The following is a 14,565-nucleotide window of genomic DNA, read 5'->3' on the forward strand; positions in this document are numbered from 1 at the left end:
CATTTTGTTGTAAGGCAAACAAGCCTTATCAACTTATCTACATCAATATTATACAAAACAAAATAAAACATCACAAGACGTTTTTTATTTATTTTTGTTTATTATTGTTTGTTTTTTCAAAATTATTATTATTTTAGCTCTATTTATGGTATGATATATACAATGAAGAGGTAGGAGAGATTATTATGTTAAAGCGAGAAAGATTACAAAAAATAATAGAAAAAGTCAATATAAATGGTATTGTCACTGTTAATGAAATCATGGAAGAACTTGATGTATCAGACATGACTGTTAGGCGTGACTTGGATGAATTAGATAAAGCAGGACTGTTAATACGCATCCATGGTGGTGCACAAAAAGTAAACGCAGCACCAATTCCACAAAATTATGAAAAATCAAACACTGAAAAATACGATATTCAAACAAATGAAAAATTAGAAATTGCCCAATTTGCAAAACAATTCATCAATGATGGTGAAACAATCTTTATTGGGCCTGGAACAACCTTAGAGAAATTAGCTACGCAATTACTTGATTTTAAAATTAGGGTAGTAACCAATAGCCTTCCTGTTTTCAATATTCTGAATCAAAGTTCAACACTTGACCTTATCCTTGTAGGAGGAGAGTACAGAGAAATTACTGGTGCTTTTGTCGGTTCTGTTACTATTAACTCTATTAAATCACTTAATTTTTCAAAAGCTTTTGTTAGTAGTAATGGTGTTTTTGAAAAGTCTATCGCTACTTATGACGAGGGAGAAGGTGAAATCCAGCGCATTGCTCTTAATAATTCCTTTGAAAAATTCCTTTTAGTTGATAGCCAAAAATTTGGTAAATATGATTTTTATACTTTTTATCAATTAGACGATATTGATTTTGTATTAACAGATCATAATATTGATAATGTTGTTAAGGAGCAATACAGTAGCTTCACCAAAATTTTAACTAATAACAATTACATGTAATAAAACAAGTGAGCCACTACTAGAAACCTGTTATACAGCTTTTAGTAGTGGCTCTTTATTTAGTGATTATAACTTTAGTCGTTTTATAAAAGTCAAAACAAGAAAACTTCCTCAAACAAAAATACATTAACTCTCTTTTAAGCGTAAAACAATGGTTGTTCAAAAGAAGAATTAGATATATCATTAAAATCTTCGCACGCTAGAAATCATAACTAAAAAACAAACAAGTGCGGTGACTTGTTTGTTTTTAGTTGTCAGCTAAGTTTATTCAACTCTTTTATTATTTCACTTCTGCTAGTGTTTTAATATCAACAAGCACTTTAGAGCCATCTTTTTTAGTAACTTGAACTTGATTACCATTAATATAATTAAAGCTTTCAAAACTTACACTATATTTATTTGATAATTGGATGAGTTGCTTTTCAAAAGATTGTCTATCCATACCATATTTCTTAGCGTTTTGTGCCATTCCTAGTTCATATTCATCTAGCTCTGATTCATCTTCTTGTTTTTCTGGTTCTTCTTCGTCTGAACCTTTATTAACATCATAAAAACCATAGTTGTGAGTTACTTTCCCTGAATCTTCAGGTTCTTCATCTGGAGCATAATTTTTGGCTTTATTGTCTTTATTTGAGCCTTTGTTATGATCACTGTCGTGTCCCCAACCCTTTTCTTTTGGTAATTCATTAGGATGTTCCATGTAGTATTTAATTGTTGAGAAGAGTTGTTGTAATGTATAGCCTTCTGGTGCTTTCCATAAACCACCCTTGTCAAACCATGCCATAGGAACATTATGATAATGATCATGATGAGGAACAATCAATTGATCATCTTCAAATCCAACTGCATATGCCATGTGAGCAGCAATTTTATCAAGCGGTACAATTTTTTCTGGTTTTGCTTGTTTGAATACTTCTGCAGCACTTAAGTTTTTGTCACTAGAATTTGATGTTGATTTATTATCAGTTGGTGCAGGACTTGGTTTATCTGCTTTATTAGAGTCCTTTTCCTTATAAATTTCAGCATCTTTACCCCATCCTTCAACTTTAGGACGTTTTTCTGGGTGCATCATGTAATATTTAGCCGTAGCTAAATAGTCTTCTAAAGAATATGTCTTATCTGAATCAGCTAAAAGATCTTTTTCTTCATCAAACCATTTTAATTCCACATAATGGTAATGATCTTTATGAGGAATTACAAATGTACCATTCTTATAGTCTGTCGCTTGTGCAATTCCAAATAATAAATCTTCAGGTTTAACAATTGCTTTTGGTTCAATTGCCTCATAGATTTCTTGAGCTGTTTTACCTGTTTTTGGTTTGTCTTGATTTGCTTCAGATTTTCCTGAAAGAAATTCTTGAGCTGCTTTTAATTCCGACTCTGATAAATCTTTCTTTGGTACCCAATGCTCATGTGTCATATGTGGAATGACATAACCTGTACCTGTATCTTTTTTAATATCTTTAGCATCAAAAATGTAACCATCAGATGTTGTGTATTTACCAGCTTTTTTTGCCTCTTCAATTTCTTGAGCACTGTAGACAATCTGGCTATTTGGTTTGCCTTTACGTTGGTCTTTCGGTGTTACTGCATGGTGTTCTTCCTCTGTGTGAGGTTCCTTATTAGGTTCATGAGAAATATGCTTTGGTTTCTCTGTAGAATCTTTTTTCCCTAATGCATCAATATGATGTCCTCTATGCTCTGCCACCATCCTTGTTGCTTCTAACTCTAATGGAGACATATCCTTATAGTGAATAAAGTGGAAATGATTACCGTGCGGAATAGAAACACCGATTGCTGTGAAAGCATTAACTTGTGCTGGGTCATAAACCAAACCATCACTTTCTACGTGACGAGCAGATAACGGTTGAGCATATAAACGTTTCAACATTTTGTCTAAAGCAGAATCTTTGTTGATTGGTTTGGTTGTAGGTGCATGGTGTTTTGGTGCCGTAGCATGATTACCAGCTGGTTTTGACCAGTGATTTGCGTGAGTGACTCTTGGAATAGAAATAGGGGCATTAGCATGTCTTCCTGTTGATACATTACCGCTTGGTGCACTTGCATGAATGTATGAACTTGAATTTGATGGTTTTGAGCTATTACCTGATCGGCCAGTCTTGCGGTTCCAATATGCCTGTGCGGCTGATAACTCTGATGGAGATAAATCAGCTTTCGGGATATAATGGAAATGATCGCCATGTGGTACTAAAAAGGCATCTCCCATGTCATCAATAACATCTGTTGGACTAAAAACATAACCATCATCTGTAGTATAGCGACCGCTAGCTTTCGCTTCACGTACGCTGGCTGATAAAGCTTGAGTTTTTGCACTACTATGCTTTCCTGATTCTCCCTTAGAACCACCCTTAGACCATTCTTCGCGTTGCTTTTGGATTTGTTCCTTTGTACGAACATTTGTTCGTTTGCTACCTTCTTTAAGATAGAGGTAATACTTACCATTAACTTTGATAATATAACCATCTTTGACTTCATTAATGACATCAGCTTTATTAAAGACATAGCTAGGGTCTTTCATAATCAATTCTTCACTAATGATGGCATCATATGGCACTTTCCCATTGTAATAATGGTAATGGTCTCCATGAGAAGTTACATAACCATCATCAGTAATTTTAACAACGATTTGTTCTGCAGATATGCCTTCTTCTTTACTGATTTGGTCGGGCGTTTTATTTGCAGCTGTTGCTTGTGCTTTGCTATCAGATTTATCTGTTTTCACATAAGAAACACTATTGTCTGATTTTTGGGCATTATAGCTACCTAATTGGTAAGCACCTACACCAGTACCAAATAGAGCTACTGATAAAGCACTAATAATAACTGTTTTTTTACGATTCATCCTGCGTCCTTTCTTTATATAACTACCTATTGATTTAACGATTTGACAAGTACCTTAAGATTAGTTTCCAAATTTTCTAAGTAATCTTTATTGTTTTTGGGAACTGCTTCTAAAGGACTTAAACTTGCAATTTTAACTCGAGTAGCTGAAGCTACTGCTTGAGCTAATTTAGGTGAGACTCCTTCTTCAACAAAAATAGTCTTAACCTTATATGTTTTCACAAACTCCTGAATTTCGGCTAATTTTTTAGCACTAGGTTCTTGCTCGGTTGAGACACCTGCAATACCTAACTGAGTCAATCCGTATCGCTTAGCTAAGTATGAGAATGCTGTATGTGAAGTCACAAAGTATTTAGACTTTGCAGCTTTAAATTTTGGCTTATACTTCTCTGCAATAGCCATTGCCTTGTCACTAAATTGATCAGCATTTTTTTGATAAACCTTAGCGTTTTTAGGATCCTTTTTAGCTAGTTGTGTAGCGATGAGTTGTGCTTCCTCAGATACTTTTACAGGGTCATTCCAAGTGTGAGGGTCATACAAGGTTGACTCATCTACTCCTTTTTCTGCCTCTACATCTTCTAAGCCATGAACTTTATCCAAAGTCATACCTTTTGAAGCTTCAATTACAGATACTTTAGAGTGATGCAAACTAGGTTCCAAACGTCTCGCCCAAGCTTCTAGTGTGTGCGAATGATAAAGAAATAGATCAGCATCATAAATGGCAGCAACATCACTTGATGAGGGTTCAAAACCATGAATGCCTGACTGTGATCGAATCATTTTAATATCATTCAAATCACCAGAAACTGCTTTTGTAATGGAATATACTGGATAAAAGCTAGTCACGACCGACAAGCCATTTTTTTGCTGGCTCTGTTTAGTACAAGCACATAAGCAAATTAGGGTAACTATTCCGAGAACAAAAATAAGGCTTTTCCGTATCCTTTTCATTAAACCTCCTTTAAAATAAAAAGTACTTAACCAGTTAACGTTTTAGAGTATTCTTATTTTAGTGTCAACGAAAAACCATAAATCTAATATTTTTCTATTTTTAATATTGTTAAGTGCACTTAATTTCATATCAACAACCTTTATTCATGCCTTTCCAAGCTACAGTGAATCTTTTTATAAACATGAATGGGTTAAGGAGTATAATTAGAACCACAATAAAAAGAGCCAAGCATTTTGCCCAACTCTTTGATTTTTTATTTATTTTTAGTATCTAAAACGATAGTTACTGGTCCATCATTAATCAGACTGACTTGCATATCAGCTCCAAATTGACCTGTTTCTACCGAAACATGATTTGCTAATTCTTGATTAAAGATATCATAAAACTGATTCGCTTTAACAGGATCAGCTGCCCCAGTAAAAGCTGGACGATTTCCTTTTTTGGTATCTGCAAAGAGTGTAAATTGTGAGATAGATAAGACGCTTCCTTTAATGTCTTGAATTGAAAGGTTCATTTTCCCCTCATCATCAGAAAAAATACGCATGCTAGTAATTTTACGAACTGCATAAGCAATATCTTCTGTTGTATCTTCTGGAGCAATCCCAACTAGAAGTACTAAACCCTTCTCAATAGATCCGACTACATCATCTTCAATAGAAACACTTGCTTGACTAACACGTTGAATAATGATTTTCATTTTGCTCTCCTAACCATTCGTACGTTTAACAGAATAAACATCTGGGATAATTTTGATTTTATCAACCACAGTTGTCAATTGTGCTAAATTTGAAATTCCAAAGCTAACATGAATATTAGCAAATTTCATATCTTTTGTTGGTTGTGCATTTACTGTCGATACTAGCTTTGTTGCATTTGATAAGGTTTGAAGAACATCATTAAGGAGGCCACTACGATTCAAACCATAAATATCGATTTCAGCCATGTACTCTTTTTTAGATCCATCATCATCCCACTCAACATCAATCAAACGTTGTTCGTAGTTCTCCTGACTCTTTAAATTTTGACAATCTGAACGATGGATAGCCACGCCTCTACCTTTAGTTATATAGCCTTCAATGAGATCTCCAGGAACGGGATTACAACATTTTGCAATACGCATTAATAAACCTGAAGCTCCTTGAATGATAACACCATTTTCACTCTTAACTTTGAGAACATCACGCTTATCGGTTTTGATTTCGCCACCGTTAATAAGTTCGTCTGCTTCCGCTTTAGCCTTAGCACGTTCCTCCTCACGGCGTTCTTTTTCCGTCAGTTTATTAAAAATACTAATCGGACTCAAATCACCAAAACCTACGGCTGCATACAAAGCTTCCTCACTTTTAACACTGACACGTGGAAGGATTTCTTCAATATGTTTCTTATCTAAATATTTGTTAGGCACATAACCTTGTTCTTGGAAATAATCAACCAGTAATTCTCTACCTTTATTAATAGAAGTTTCTTTATCTTGGTTTTTGAAGAACTGACGAATTTTATTGCGAGCTTTATTGGTCTTAACAATCTTAATCCAGTCACGACTTGGTCCAAATGAATTAGGGTTTGTGATAATCTCAACAACATCTCCTGTTTTTAACTTAGCAGTCAATGGAACCATACGTCCATTTACTTTAGCGCCAGTAGCTTTTTCTCCAACTTGCGTGTGAATAGCATAAGCAAAATCAATTGGTCCAGATTCCCTTGGCAATTCCTGAACAGCACCATTTGGGGTAAAAACATAGATGCGTTCTGTAAAGATATCTTCCTTAACAGAGTCAACAAAATCCTTGGCGTCTTTTGATTCATCTTGAAGCTCAACTAATTCTTGAATCCATCCCATACCAACCGATTGCTCTGCTTGATTAACCTTACTGGTGATTCCTTTTTTATAGGCCCAATGGGCTGCAACACCAAACTCGGCAACTTGATGCATTTCTTTAGTTCGAATCTGAATTTCAATTGGCCCTTTAGGTCCATAAACCGTCGTGTGAATAGATTGATAACCATTGGCCTTTGGTGCCGCAATATAATCTTTAAACCTTCCTGGCATCGGACGCCATAACTCATGGATATACCCCACCATGGCATAAACATCACTAGCAGTTTCCATAATACAGCGTATCGCAATTAAATCATAAATCTGATCAAAGCGTTTCTTTTTATCACGCATTTTTCTGTAAATAGAATAAATGTGTTTTGGTCTACCATAAATATCACCATATAAACCCTGTTCCTCAGTATAGGATCTGATTTTATCGACAATTATATCAACCAACTCTTCGCGTTCACGACGTTTTTCACTCATCATATGAGAAATCTTATAAAATTCCGTCTCATTCAAGTAACGAAAAGATAAATCTTCTAATTCCCACTTGATACGACTAATCCCCAAACGATGCGCTAAAGGAGCGTATATTTCCATAGTCTCACGTGAAATACGCTCTTGTTTATCTTTTCTGAGGTGTTTAAGGGTTCTCATATTATGTAAGCGATCAGCGAGCTTAACCAAAATAACACGGATATCCTTAGACATAGCCATTAACATTTTACGGTGATTTTCTGCTAACTGTTCTTCATGAGATTTGTACTCCACTTTACCCAATTTTGTTACACCGTCAATAATATCGCGAACATCCTTGCCAAAATCAGTTTCAATCTCATCAAGGGTAATTTCCGTATCTTCTACAACATCATGTAAAAAACCACAAGCTACCGTAACGGCATCAAGGTGTAAATCTGCAAGAATACCTGCTACTTGAATTGGATGAATAATGTAGGGCTCGCCCGACTTTCTTGCTTGATAATAATGAGCTGCGGTTGCGTAATTTAAGGCAAATTTTACAAAAGCAACATCCGTCTCACTCATGTACTGGGATGTGATTGCAACAACCTCTTCTCCTGTTAAATTAATTTCTTTGACCATAGTTATCCTCTTTAATCATAGTGATAGATTGTACCTATTTTATCACTTTTTAACCTAAAAATAAAAGAAGTTAGAGGCTCAAAAAGAATTAAATACCAAGTAAATGTGTCTAACCAAGTTATCCTTTATAAATAAACGATTGTTTTTAGTGTAATTACTAAAAATAATTCGTAAATGAGATTGATTAAACGTTTTCAATAAGCTATAATAGTTTTTAGATTAGGATAATATACATGTAATGTTTTAATGGAGGAGATTTATGTCAAAACATTATTTTTCAAAAAGCATATTCGCTTTAACTGTCTTAACAGCTACAACAACAAGTGGTTTAGCTGTTCAAGCAGAAGACATTGTTACAACACCAAGTTCAACCGCTACAAAGGTTGAATCAACTACCCCCACTAGCACAATTGCAGAGGAAAAGTCAAACGTTACTTCTACTCCAACTGCAATAACTGATGCTTCAACAGCCACAAGCACAAATACCACTGCCAATAATCAAAATCCACAGCCTGTTGCCACAGAAACCACAACTGGTGATCTCAAACCTATTGAAGGTGAAAAAGTTGACCTTCGCATCATGTCAACCACAGACCTACACACCAATTTAGTTAACTATGATTATTATCAAGATAAAGAATCTCAAAAAATAGGGTTAGCAAAAACTGCTGTCCTTATCGAAGAAGCAAAAAAAGAAAATCCTAATACCGTCTTAGTTGATAACGGAGATGTCATTCAAGGGACACCTTTAGGAACTTATAAAGCAATCGTTAAACCTGTCGCAGAAAATGAAGAACATCCTATGTACCAAGCCATGAATGCTCTTGGTTATGATGCATCAACACTAGGTAATCATGAATTTAATTACGGTTTAGATTACCTCAAAAAAATCATTGCTACAGCCAACCTTCCAATCCTCAACGCAAATGTTTTGGATTTCAAAACACATCAACCAGTTTTTAAAACTTATGACATCATTACTAAAACCTTCAAAGATTCAACAGGAAGAGCTGTTGCACTAAATATTGGAATTACAGGAATTGTACCTCCTCAAATCTTAAACTGGGACAAGGCTAACTTAGAGGGAAAGGTTATTGTCAAAGATTCAGTTAAAGCAATCGAAGAAATCGTTCCTACTATGCGTGCTAAAGGAGCAGATGTCATTCTCGTTTTATCACACTCTGGCATTGGAGATGATCGATATGAAGAAGGTGAAGAAAACGTTGGCTATCAAATTGCCAGCATCAAGGGAGTGGATGCCGTTGTTACGGGACACTCACACGCTGAATTTCCATCAGGTAACGGTACTGGCTTCTATGAAAAATACACTGGAGTTGATGGTATCAATGGAAAAATAAATGGAACACCTGTTACAATGGCAGGCAAGTACGGGGATCACCTTGGTATTATTGATTTAGGACTTAGTTATACTAATGGAAAATGGCAAGTCTCCGAAAGCAGTGCTAAAATCCGTAAAATTGATATGAACTCAACAACTGCTGACGAGCGTATCATTGCATTGGCTAAGGAAGCACACGATGGCACTATCAACTATGTTCGCCAACAAGTAGGTACAACAACTGCGCCAATTACAAGTTACTTTGCACTAGTTAAAGATGACCCTTCAGTTCAAATTGTTAACAACGCTCAACGTTGGTACGTTGCAAATGAATTAAAAGGAACACCTGAGGCAAATTTACCACTTCTATCTGCTGCAGCACCATTTAAAGCCGGAACACGTGGCGATGCTACCGCATATACTGATATTCCAGCTGGACCTGTTGCAATTAAAAACGTAGCTGATCTTTACCTTTATGATAATGTTACTGCACTTTTAAAAGTGACCGGAGCAGACTTACGTGAATGGTTAGAAATGTCCGCTGGTCAATTTAACCAAATTGACCCTAACAATAAAGCACCGCAAAATATTATCAATACCGAATATCGTACCTATAATTTTGACGTTATTGATGGCTTGACTTATAAATTTGATATTACACAACCTAATAAATACAACAAAGATGGAAAAGTTGTTAATAGTCAAGCTAGTCGAGTACGCGATTTAATGTACAATGGTAAGCCTGTTGCAGACAAACAAGAGTTTATGATTGTGACCAATAACTACCGTGCTAGTGGTACCTTCCCTGGGGCTAAAAATGCCACAATGAACCGTTTGCTGAACTTAGAAAATCGCCAAACTATTATAAACTATATTATTTCAGAGAAAACCATCAATCCTACAGCTGATAATAACTGGGGCTTCACAGAGTCTATTAAAGGCCTTGATTTACGATTCCAAACAGCCGATAAAGCTAAAAATCTTGTTACTAATAGCAAGGATATTCAGTATATCGCTAGTTCTACCAAAGATGAAGGATTTGGTGATTATCGATTTGTCTATACTGAACAAGAAAAAGTAGACCTTACTGAGCCATCACATCAAGAAAAGTTAAGCCAAATAGAGAAACAAAAAATTCACCACATGGTTGCAACTGCTTATACAAAAGCAAAAGCTTCTCCAAATATCGCAGGCACTATCTATACACAACAGAAAGAAAAAACATTACCTAAAACTGGACAAGAAAAACAATCTTATCTGGCTTTCTTTGGCGTCGCAATACTTGGACTCGTGGGAAATTTACTTAAAAAGAAACAAATATAGTCATCACTAAAAACTGAGGCCAATCAACCTCAGTTTTTAGTCTCAACAATAGATTTTCTCTCTAAACAGTCAGATATTGAGATACCACTCTAGCTTGTTTATCTGACATGATTTTGCTAAACTGATAACAAGAAATTTAGATTTAAGGAGTACTAAATGCCTAAATTAACCCTAGTCTATATCAGTCTTAGCGGCAATACTCAAAGCTTTGTCAAACGTCTTAGTGAACAACTGTCAACTTGGCATAACTGTCAGGTTTCGACTATTAATATCAAGGAACAAAATCATCAAACCTTTCCTGTTGACCAACCTTTCGTAGCACTATTACCCACTTACCTCGAGGGAGGAAATGGCATTGACAATGGCGATCAAGAAATTCTTACCATTCCACTTGGTGATTTTATAGCTGCACACAATAATGTCAAAAATTGTATCGGAATTGTTGGCTCTGGAAATAGAAATTTTAACAATCAGTACTGTTTAACTGCAAAACAATACTCTGAACGGTTTGGATTTCCTATGTTAGGAGACTTTGAATTGCGAGGAACTTCTAGCGACGTTGAACGTATCGCAAATATTATCGTTGAAACATTATCGAACTTTAAAGCCTAAAGGAAATAGTATGGAAACAACATTAAACTACATTAAAACCCTGACATCAATCCCTTCACCAACAGGGTTTACCCAAACAATCATGACCTATATCATCAAAGAATTGGAAGCGTTTGGCTACTCACCAATTCGCACAAACAAGGGAGGCGTCATGGTTTCTCTAAAAGGAAAAAATAATACTAAACATCGCATGATAACTGCTCACCTTGATACACTTGGTGCTATGGTTAGGGCCATCAAACCAGATGGTCGGTTAAAAATTGACCTTATTGGCGGATACACATACAATGCCATTGAAGGAGAAAACTGTACTATACACCTCTCAAAAAATGGTAAAGAAATTTCTGGAACTGCTCTTATTCATCAAACTAGTGTCCATGTTTACAAAGATGCTGGAACTGCTGAACGTAATCAAACAAATATGGAAATTCGTTTAGATGAGAAAGTAACAACTGCTGACGAAACACGTGCTTTAGGCATCCAGGTCGGTGATTTCATTTCATTTGATCCGCGTACAATCATAACAGGCAGCGGCTTTATTAAATCACGTTACCTAGATGACAAGGTATCCGCTGGTATCCTAATGGAACTTCTTTCTGTTTACAAGAAAGAAGACATTCAACTTCCTTATACTACTCATTTCTACTTTAGTGCCTTTGAAGAGCTAGGACATGGAGCAAATTCAAGCATCCCAAATGAAACTGTAGAATATCTAGCAGTTGATATGGGAGCTATGGGAGACGATCAAGAAACTGACGAATATACTGTCTCTATCTGTGTTAAAGATGCTTCTGGTCCTTATCATTATGAATTACGTCAACATCTTGTTTCTCTAGCTGAAAACAATAATATTCCTTATAAACTTGATATTTATCCTTATTATGGTAGTGACGACTCCGCTGCCATGCGTGCTGGTGCGGAAGTTAAACACGCGCTACTTGGTGCAGGTATTGAATCTAGTCATTCTTATGAACGTACCCATATCGATTCTATTCAAGCAACTGAACTCTTAGTGGATGCCTATCTCAAAAGCAATATGGTGAACTAATGGTAGCCACGCTCATTATTATCAGGGGAAATTCAGCTAGCGGAAAGTCTACAATAGCTAAACAACTTCAAGCCGAATTAGGGGAAGATACCCTTCTCTTATCTCAGGATTACCTTCGTAGAGAGATGTTAGGAACTAAGGATGGTGAAAATACTACTACCATTCCCCTTTTGATCAATTTACTAAATTATGGTTACCATAACTGTTCCTACATCATCCTTGAAGGCATACTTCGTTCTGATTGGTATACGCCTGTTTGGAAACATATTTTAAAACATAACCCCAACAATACTTATGCTTATTACTATGATTTAAGCTTTCAAGAAACTGTTAAAAGACATTCAACTCGACTTAAATCTTTAGAATTTGGAGAAGATTCTCTTGCAAGGTGGTGGCTTGAGAAAGACTTCTTAAAAGAGATACCTGAAAAAATATTAACAAAATCTATGAGTTTAGAGGATGTCAAAAAACTTATAATGACCGACGTTTTACCTTAACATTATTGTACGCACTATAAACAATAATGACTTCTTATCATTGGAGTATATTGCCCATGGATACAGTGATTGACCTCTTATTTATTATCGTTCCTATTATAGCCGGATTTCTGGCATGCATTAGTCTTTATCGTTATTGGAAAAAAGATTTCGAAAGCGACGAGGACGATGATTAAACTCCTCGGAATCAATGATTCCGAGGAGTTTTTCTATATTTTCATTTAATCAGCATTTCTACGAATGCGATTATAGGTTTTAAGGATTTGGCTCTTATGCTTAGTGACATAGCGATAATCTTCTTTAAGAGTAGCGATATCCTTTAAAGCTTTCATGCCATTACTTGTTTGGGCATCTTTACGAATAGGTCGGTTACTCGTTGACTGCCCAAAGGCATTTTGAACATCTAAAGAAAGCATAAAATTAATAAATAACTTTGCTTCTTTCATAGAAGGAGCATTCTTTATAATTGCAACCGAAGATGGGACAAAAACTGTCCCTTCTGTCGGGTATACAATAGAAACATTGGCACCACTTTTTTGCAAATTGACACTAGGGTCTTCGTAAGTCAACCCCACAATCATTTTTCCTTCTGCAACTGATTGATAAACTTCTGAAGAGCTAGAAGATTTGATAGCATTAATATTATGTTGTAGCTTTTTAACATAGTTCCACGCTTTTGGATTGGTGTAACCACCCTTGGCCAAGAGTATATTAGTGAGTTGTGAGAAAGCACTAGAGGAAGTATTCGGATCTGCAAAGGCAATTTTACCTTTTAAGGAAGGCTGTAATAAATCTTCATAACTCTTGATGGTAAGTCCCTTAGCTAATTCGTTATTTACAATCAAGACACTCCCATTTATAGTATAAGGTGTCGCCGTATCACTCGGATGGATATAGTCTGGAATAACAGTATGAACATTCTTTGATACGTAAGACTCAAACAATGCCTTATGACTTTCAAATTGCGTATAATTTCCTCCAAAGAAAATATCCGCCTTCAACTGCTTACCCTCCTTACTTAATCTATCTATTAGTTGCCCTGTCCCACCTTGAATAAGCTTAACTTTTATACCGTATTTTTCCTCAAAAGCTGGAATCGTTCCTGTTAAAATGGCTTGACTATTTGGACTTAGAATAACTAATTCTTTTGGTGGAAGTAGTTTAGAAGGCTGGCTAATACTGTATGTAAAAACACTTATAAAGATAATGGGAACAATCAGTAGTATATAAATAAGCCTTTTCGACTGTTTTTCTTTCATCTTTCACCTACCTAATCCATCTGTTTAAAAATATGTTCTTCCTTAAACGCTTTTACTGTCTGACCCAAGTACTTTTTAAAAACCCTATCAAAATAACGATAATCATAAATACCAACAGCTTCTGCAATTTGGTAAACCATTAGGTCTGGTTCTCTAAACATCAACTGAATGGCTTGATTAATACGATATTGATTTATATAATCACTCAAAGTTATATGAAGGTGCTTTTTAGTGACTGTGTAAAGATAACTTTCACTGTAACCTAAATCGTGAGCTAACTGGCTAATCACAATTTTCCCATGAAAATGGCTATGAATCCATGCTAGCATATCTTTAATAACTTCAGGAACTTGGTCATTAGCTTGTGGTAGAGGTAAATACAATTCTGTATGCTCTTGTAGGTGCTTCTCCTTATGTTCCTCAATTCTAGCCATAATTGTTTTTAAACAATCAATCAAAGCTTGCTTTTCTAGTGGTTTTGTCAAAAATTCAAGAACGCCATAGTGAATAGCTGATTGCGCATTTGGAAAATCAGCATAGCCAGATAAAATAATTTTGGCATAAGATTGTCCTTTGGTTGCCTCAAACATATCGAATGCTGTCATAATTGGCATATTAATATCACTTAAAACAATGTCTGGCTGCTCTTCCTGAATTAATTGAGCTCCTTCTTTACCATCTTTTGCTTCACCAACCACTAAAATATTCAATGATTGATAATCAATAGCATAGCGCAACCACTTACGAATAAGGTGCTCATCCTCAACGATAAGTAATCTATACATAAC

Annotated in this window: 11 protein-coding genes; 5 read left to right on the forward strand and 6 right to left on the reverse strand. The window is 35.6% G+C overall.

Translation table 11 applies throughout. The annotated features are described in order from the left end of the window. Positions 1 to 185 precede the first annotated feature (185 nt). Positions 186 to 962, forward strand: coding sequence for a DeoR/GlpR family DNA-binding transcription regulator (locus tag A6J68_RS11020; RefSeq protein WP_000919187.1), 777 nt, complete (start codon positions 186 to 188; stop codon positions 960 to 962). Between the two features lie 280 nt (positions 963 to 1,242). Here A6J68_RS11020 and A6J68_RS11025 read toward each other — a convergent pair whose 3' ends face one another. From A6J68_RS11025 to A6J68_RS11040, 4 genes are all read right to left on the reverse strand, one after another. Then, complete coding sequence (locus A6J68_RS11025) at positions 1,243 to 3,825, reverse strand: pneumococcal-type histidine triad protein (RefSeq protein WP_001080371.1); 2,583 nt, start codon at positions 3,823 to 3,825, stop codon at positions 1,243 to 1,245. Positions 3,826 to 3,851: 26 nt separating this feature from the next. Further along, positions 3,852 to 4,775, reverse strand: coding sequence for a metal ABC transporter solute-binding protein, Zn/Mn family (locus A6J68_RS11030; protein WP_000822455.1), 924 nt, complete (start codon positions 4,773 to 4,775; stop codon positions 3,852 to 3,854). 254 nt (positions 4,776 to 5,029) lie between these two features. Next, positions 5,030 to 5,473 (reverse strand): D-aminoacyl-tRNA deacylase, encoded by a 444-nt coding sequence (gene dtd, locus A6J68_RS11035; protein WP_000691436.1) that lies wholly within the window; start codon positions 5,471 to 5,473, stop codon positions 5,030 to 5,032. 9 nt (positions 5,474 to 5,482) lie between these two features. Beyond that, positions 5,483 to 7,699: a RelA/SpoT family protein gene (locus A6J68_RS11040; protein WP_000237872.1), complete on the reverse strand. Its 2,217-nt coding sequence runs from the start codon at positions 7,697 to 7,699 to the stop codon at positions 5,483 to 5,485. Positions 7,700 to 7,958: 259 nt separating this feature from the next. Between A6J68_RS11040 and A6J68_RS11045 the strand changes: the two genes are divergently transcribed. From A6J68_RS11045 to A6J68_RS11060, 4 genes are all read left to right on the forward strand, one after another. Next, on the forward strand, positions 7,959 to 10,361 hold the full coding sequence (locus A6J68_RS11045; RefSeq protein ID WP_000033913.1) for a bifunctional 2',3'-cyclic-nucleotide 2'-phosphodiesterase/3'-nucleotidase: 2,403 nt from the start codon (positions 7,959 to 7,961) through the stop codon (positions 10,359 to 10,361). A 156-nt stretch (positions 10,362 to 10,517) separates the two neighbouring features. Continuing rightward, entirely contained in the window at positions 10,518 to 10,973 is a 456-nt protein-coding gene (gene nrdI, locus A6J68_RS11050) for a class Ib ribonucleoside-diphosphate reductase assembly flavoprotein NrdI (RefSeq protein ID WP_001125401.1), read from the forward strand. A 10-nt stretch (positions 10,974 to 10,983) separates the two neighbouring features. Further along, complete coding sequence (locus tag A6J68_RS11055) at positions 10,984 to 12,021, forward strand: M42 family metallopeptidase (RefSeq protein WP_017644915.1); 1,038 nt, start codon at positions 10,984 to 10,986, stop codon at positions 12,019 to 12,021. Further along, entirely contained in the window at positions 12,021 to 12,518 is a 498-nt protein-coding gene (locus A6J68_RS11060; RefSeq protein ID WP_000226643.1) for a kinase, read from the forward strand. Before A6J68_RS11055 ends, A6J68_RS11060 begins: the two co-directional genes overlap by 1 nt. A 221-nt stretch (positions 12,519 to 12,739) precedes the next feature. On the opposite strand, the gene A6J68_RS11065 is transcribed toward A6J68_RS11060, so the two are convergent. Together A6J68_RS11065 and A6J68_RS11070 are read right to left on the reverse strand one after the other, a co-directional pair. Next, positions 12,740 to 13,777: an extracellular solute-binding protein gene (locus A6J68_RS11065; RefSeq protein WP_000660650.1), complete on the reverse strand. Its 1,038-nt coding sequence runs from the start codon at positions 13,775 to 13,777 to the stop codon at positions 12,740 to 12,742. An 11-nt stretch (positions 13,778 to 13,788) separates the two neighbouring features. Beyond that, the gene (locus A6J68_RS11070; RefSeq protein WP_000286068.1) at positions 13,789 to 14,562 is read right to left on the reverse strand and encodes a response regulator transcription factor; all 774 of its coding nucleotides are present in this window, start codon (positions 14,560 to 14,562) and stop codon (positions 13,789 to 13,791) included. Positions 14,563 to 14,565 lie beyond the last annotated feature (3 nt).

This window comes from Streptococcus sp. 'group B', assembly GCF_002073795.1.
GTDB classification, from domain to species: Bacteria; Bacillota; Bacilli; order Lactobacillales; family Streptococcaceae; genus Streptococcus; species Streptococcus agalactiae.

Excerpts from the sequence above, each read along its gene's own strand:
- A6J68_RS11020 (WP_000919187.1), top strand. The coding sequence starts at position 186 with ATGTTAAAGCGAGAAAGATTACAAAAAATAATAGAAAAAGTCAATATA.
- A6J68_RS11025 (WP_001080371.1), bottom strand. The coding sequence starts at position 3,825 with ATGAATCGTAAAAAAACAGTTATTATTAGTGCTTTATCAGTAGCTCTA.
- A6J68_RS11030 (WP_000822455.1), bottom strand. The coding sequence starts at position 4,775 with ATGAAAAGGATACGGAAAAGCCTTATTTTTGTTCTCGGAATAGTTACC.
- dtd (WP_000691436.1), bottom strand. The coding sequence starts at position 5,473 with ATGAAAATCATTATTCAACGTGTTAGTCAAGCAAGTGTTTCTATTGAA.
- A6J68_RS11040 (WP_000237872.1), bottom strand. The coding sequence starts at position 7,699 with ATGGTCAAAGAAATTAATTTAACAGGAGAAGAGGTTGTTGCAATCACA.
- A6J68_RS11045 (WP_000033913.1), top strand. The coding sequence starts at position 7,959 with ATGTCAAAACATTATTTTTCAAAAAGCATATTCGCTTTAACTGTCTTA.
- nrdI (WP_001125401.1), top strand. The coding sequence starts at position 10,518 with ATGCCTAAATTAACCCTAGTCTATATCAGTCTTAGCGGCAATACTCAA.
- A6J68_RS11055 (WP_017644915.1), top strand. The coding sequence starts at position 10,984 with ATGGAAACAACATTAAACTACATTAAAACCCTGACATCAATCCCTTCA.
- A6J68_RS11060 (WP_000226643.1), top strand. The coding sequence starts at position 12,021 with ATGGTAGCCACGCTCATTATTATCAGGGGAAATTCAGCTAGCGGAAAG.
- A6J68_RS11065 (WP_000660650.1), bottom strand. The coding sequence starts at position 13,777 with ATGAAAGAAAAACAGTCGAAAAGGCTTATTTATATACTACTGATTGTT.
- A6J68_RS11070 (WP_000286068.1), bottom strand. The coding sequence starts at position 14,562 with ATGTATAGATTACTTATCGTTGAGGATGAGCACCTTATTCGTAAGTGG.